Genomic DNA, 4,453 nt, shown 5'->3' with positions numbered 1-4,453 from the left:
CACCAGCTTGCAAATGATTGTCCTTTCCTTCATTTCTCTCCTATTACGAAGATTTTAAACAGGTTCTAAGTCAGTTTAGCTATATGCTTTTAATTCCCCTAAAAGGAGAATTAAATATGTGAAACTCTAGTTGATATAATTTAATGAATGGTTAATTTAAATTACTAATTTACTTAAGAGATTTTGATAATATTTAACCCACTAGCTTTTCTATTTTCTATATCACGATGGGCTTGAATTATTTCATCAAGTTTATATTTTTTATTGATCCGTACAGTTAAAAGTTTTTTTCTTATCATCTCAAAGATTTCCATTGTGGTAAGCACTAATGTGAATCTATCATGCTTATAATGGTATATTGAGGTTCCAGTTGCAAATAACGAACGTGAACTAAGTAAAGAAAAACTAATAGGAGCGTTACCTGATATCTGCCCATAGGAAACGTATATGCCGAACCTGCCTAAAGATTCAAAAGAGAGCTTACTTGTAGCGTAACCTATGGGGTCATACACTGCACCTACTCCTCTGTTTTGTGTAATCTCCATAATTTTAGAAACGAAGTCTTTATCATTGTAGTTTATTGCGTATGTGCAGCCACTTTGTAAAGCTATCTTCATTTTTTCATCAGAGCTTACAGAACCTATCACTACACCTTTTTTATCCTTTGCCCATTGGCATATTATTTGTCCTAAGCCACCATTAGCCCCATGAACTAGCACGAAAGCACCAGGCCTGATTTTATAAGATTGATTAACTAAATAGTGAGCTGTCATACCTTTAAACAGCACTGCAGCAGCAACTTCATCAGATATGTCATCTGGAATTTTTATCAGATATTTCTGGTGTATAATGCGCTTTTCACAATATGCCCCTGGAGGAGCTGTGCAATATCCAACTCTGTCTCCAACCTTCAACCCATCACCGATTTTTTTACCAAGCTTTTCAATAACTCCCACTGCTTCTACCCCAAGCGCTGATGGTAAATTTTTAATTTTGCGTGTACCTTTTCTGTGCTCTAAATCATAACGATTTAAGCCGATAGTTGTGTGACGTACTAAAACTTCCTCGCCTTTTGGCTCACCTATATTCTTATCTACAAATTCTAATACTTCTGGTCCTCCAGTTTTTTTTATTTGTATAGCTCTAACCATGATGAATGTAAGATAAAAACTTTAATTATGTTATCTAATAATTAATATTTTGCAAAGCTATTGTTTTCACAATCAATAGACTTCTTGCGTTACCTCCTGTCATCCCAGTGTCAGCTACTCGGATGACACCCTATTGATTACTGAAATGACACGGTTTGCAAACATTCTGTTACTTAAGCTTAAAAAATGTGTATGATAGTGTTATTTCGCTCAAATCTTTTGTGTTGTTATCAAGCATTATCTCAGGATCTATATAGAAAGATACGGGCATAGCTGCTTTTTGTTTTGGTAGCAACATTTGTTCTTCAAAACAAAAGCATGCAATTTTATTGAAATACTTACCTGCTTTGAAAGGCGTAACGTTATACACCGCCATTCCAAATGAAGGCTGATCAGATAGATTTTTTGCGTAATAAAAAGCTAAACTTTGTTCTCCTATGTTTACATCAACGTAGTGAGTTTCTGATTTAAACTCCCAAGGTAGATCGGACATTATATCAGCATTGAAGTGAACCCTGATCTTTTGGTTAGTTATATTTGTTGTTGCATTAGTTACTTTTCTTATTGTGCCACCATACCCAGTAGCTTTACAGAAAATGCTATATAGAGGTACCGATGCATATGCAAGACATATCATCGACACAACTAAAGATACTAAAAAGAAAACTATAGAATTCTTACTGCCTTTCCTTAAAAAGGAAAACATCTAATCCCTATTGTTGAACAAGTTAAGTAACCTGAGTAGATTGAGAAATATATTAATAAAGTCAAAATAAAGATTAGTTGCACCGAGTATTGCCAATTTAGTAGTAGCAACTTCTGATCCGTCATTATGTTTATAATAAACGTCCTTGATTCTTTGAGCATCATACGCAGTCATTAAGGTAAAGACTATTACTGATATGAACGATATTGCAAAGTGGAGAGGACTACTTCCAAGAAATAAATTTACCATAGACGCAATGATTAACCCCCAAACTCCCATAATCAAGAAAGAGCCCATACTTGTAAGATCTCTTTTTGTGGTATTACCATATAAAGCCATAGAGCCAAACATGATTGATGTAATGAAAAACGCCCTTGCTATATTTTCTGCAGTATAAACTATAAAAACATAAGATAAGGAAAGCCCCATTAACACTGAGAACGAGAAAAATATAGTAACGGCAGACTGAGCACTTAGGTGTTGAATTCTATAAGACATGTAGAACACCAATGCAACCGGAGATAACATTACCACAAGCGATAGAACGGGATTAGAATAAATTACTTGAAAAAGACCAGAAAATACTGTTAAAAATGCAACAAGCCCTGTGACGCCCAAAGCTAAAGCCATGTAATTATATACTTTAGTTAGGTAATTTCTAAGCCCAGCGCTATAATAAACGCCTTGAGAGCGAATATCCTGTTCATTTCTCATATAAGACATAATATAACTCCTTTTATCCATTACCTAACACGTTATAATATAAAACCATATTTTTATCAAGTGTTTTTATTATAAACAGCTATGCACTGGCATTTGTTTTAATATAAATAGAATATAGGCCTATTGCTGCTGCATTTGAAACATTTAAGCTGTCAATTACGTTTGATATTGGGATCTTTAAAAGATAATCACAATTTTCTTTAACTAACCTCCGCATTCCTTTCTCTTCAGAACCAAAAATCATTACTCTTTTTTTCTCAAGACTCTTTATTTCATCTATATTTTCTTTAGAATTGCAATCAAACCCGTAACACCAGTAGCCGACCTTTTTTAAATACTGCATAGTTTTTACTATATTTGTAACGTATATTAGCGGAACAATATCTAAAGCCCCACTTGCTGCTTTTGCAATAGATGCATTTTCACTCGGTGAATGGTTATGTGGTAAAACCAATGCGTTGACATTAAAACAAGCTGAAGTTCTTAAAATCGACCCAATATTGTGCGTGTCAGTGACTTGATCTAAAATGACTATAGTAGAGCTGTCGTTTGAGCTTTCAGCTACTTCTTCGATGCTTAAGTTATAAAGAATAGGGGCAACATTTAAAGCAATTCCTTGATGGTTAGCACCTTTAGATAAAACGTCATTAAGTATTTTGTTTTCTACTAATCGAACTTTAATGTCCTTACTATTTACACATTGCCTAATTTCTTTTTCATGTTCTCTATAGAAATTTTCTGTTACTAACAGTTCTATACACTGCCTATTTTTATTCTTCAGTGCTGACATGCAGGTGTGCTTTCCATACAGCCAAAAATTCTCATTAGTTTTTGACGATTTCATCGTATTATCGAAAATCGGGTTTTTATAGAATAAGCAACATTTTACTATGTTTGGATATTGTTGTAAAATTATACAATTCGATTAATGCGTTTATGTCGGACGATGAGTTGGATTGGCAAAAAAATGTTAAGCCAATAGAATGTGGAAAAGTTACTTTGAAAGTTGATCATAAAGTAAATATAAAGTCTATGGTTGATAAAGGTACCTCCGACTTACAAAGGAATTTTCTTAATACCAATGATGGTAACTCATCATTTTGTCTTGACAAAAATACAAAGTCAAAAGTTGATAGGGGTAAATATTTTATAAGCGATAAGCTCGATTTGCACGGCTATAGTATGGAGGATGCTTACTGTAAATTGATAGATTTTATTATCAAAAATTATCGAGCAGGAAATAGATGTTTATTGGTAATTACGGGATACGGCAGTGCAACAAATAAAACAGACACTATAAAGAGTAACTTAAATAAATGGTTAAATGACACTAAAATCCAGCATATGGTTCTATACTATCAACAAGCTACGAAAAAACATGGTGGTAAAGGGGCTTTTTATGTTTTATTAAGAAGGAATAAAAACCTTGAGTCCTGATACTTAAAATTCCTTTTAAGCCTTAATTTTTCTCGTATAACCATACAGTATTCGGCAGCGCGTGACGCACAACTGTGCGAACATTGTGATTTGGGTCTACCAGGAAGGATGTCTCCCAGTACCTCTTTTCCCGTCATCCCGCTACGTGTTAGCGGGATCTCATTTCACTTTATGAGGGTGTCATCCGAATAGCTTGACCACTTGGATCCAGATTGGATACTGAGTTGGTGAGTATAAAAGTATAGCTTCTACGTCATACCGCCGCGGTATCTCAGCCGCTAACAAGTAGCGGGGTGACGAGTTATTATACCGCTGCGAACCGTCATACCGCGATTTATTCCATAGCTGTACGAACATTCATTTTTGAAGGTAAACTGCACAGCAAATGGTGTCATTCCAGTGCTTGACACTGGAATGGCTTTGTTGCATCGCTAGC

The 4,453-nt window shown here is 34.7% G+C and carries 5 protein-coding genes; 1 reads left to right on the top strand and 4 read right to left on the bottom strand.

Annotation, left to right across the window (positions count from 1 at the left end; all coding sequences use genetic code 11):
- Positions 1-173 precede the first annotated feature (173 nt).
- The 4 genes from OZD61_RS01665 to rlmB all read right to left on the bottom strand — a co-directional run bounded on the left by OZD61_RS01665 (position 174) and on the right by rlmB (position 3,424).
- Positions 174-1,151, bottom strand: coding sequence for a quinone oxidoreductase family protein (locus OZD61_RS01665; protein WP_274979613.1), 978 nt, complete (start codon positions 1,149-1,151; stop codon positions 174-176).
- Between the two features lie 169 nt (positions 1,152-1,320).
- Positions 1,321-1,857, bottom strand: a complete 537-nt coding sequence (locus tag OZD61_RS01660) for a cytochrome c oxidase assembly protein (RefSeq protein WP_038249839.1) — start codon at positions 1,855-1,857, stop codon at positions 1,321-1,323.
- The gene (locus OZD61_RS01655; protein ID WP_274979612.1) at positions 1,858-2,580 is read right to left on the bottom strand and encodes a Bax inhibitor-1/YccA family protein; all 723 of its coding nucleotides are present in this window, start codon (positions 2,578-2,580) and stop codon (positions 1,858-1,860) included.
- A gap of 79 nt (positions 2,581-2,659) precedes the next feature.
- Entirely contained in the window at positions 2,660-3,424 is a 765-nt protein-coding gene (gene rlmB / locus OZD61_RS01650) for a 23S rRNA (guanosine(2251)-2'-O)-methyltransferase RlmB (protein WP_274979611.1), read from the bottom strand.
- Positions 3,425-3,516: 92 nt separating this feature from the next.
- Between rlmB and OZD61_RS01645 the strand changes: the two genes are divergently transcribed.
- Positions 3,517-4,017 (top strand): Smr/MutS family protein, encoded by a 501-nt coding sequence (locus OZD61_RS01645; RefSeq protein WP_274979610.1) that lies wholly within the window; start codon positions 3,517-3,519, stop codon positions 4,015-4,017.
- Positions 4,018-4,453: the final 436 nt, after the last annotated feature.

Source organism: Wolbachia endosymbiont of Drosophila bocki, assembly GCF_028982005.1.
GTDB classification, from domain to species: domain Bacteria; phylum Pseudomonadota; class Alphaproteobacteria; order Rickettsiales; family Anaplasmataceae; genus Wolbachia; species Wolbachia pipientis.
This window is presented reverse-complemented; position numbering and strand designations above follow the sequence as displayed.

Bases quoted from the DNA above. Each gene is read 5' to 3' on its own strand.
- rlmB (WP_274979611.1), bottom strand. From the start codon at position 3,424: ATGAAATCGTCAAAAACTAATGAGAATTTTTGGCTGTATGGAAAGCAC.
- OZD61_RS01665 (WP_274979613.1), bottom strand. From the start codon at position 1,151: ATGGTTAGAGCTATACAAATAAAAAAAACTGGAGGACCAGAAGTATTA.
- OZD61_RS01645 (WP_274979610.1), top strand. From the start codon at position 3,517: ATGTCGGACGATGAGTTGGATTGGCAAAAAAATGTTAAGCCAATAGAA.
- OZD61_RS01660 (WP_038249839.1), bottom strand. From the start codon at position 1,857: ATGTTTTCCTTTTTAAGGAAAGGCAGTAAGAATTCTATAGTTTTCTTT.
- OZD61_RS01655 (WP_274979612.1), bottom strand. From the start codon at position 2,580: ATGTCTTATATGAGAAATGAACAGGATATTCGCTCTCAAGGCGTTTAT.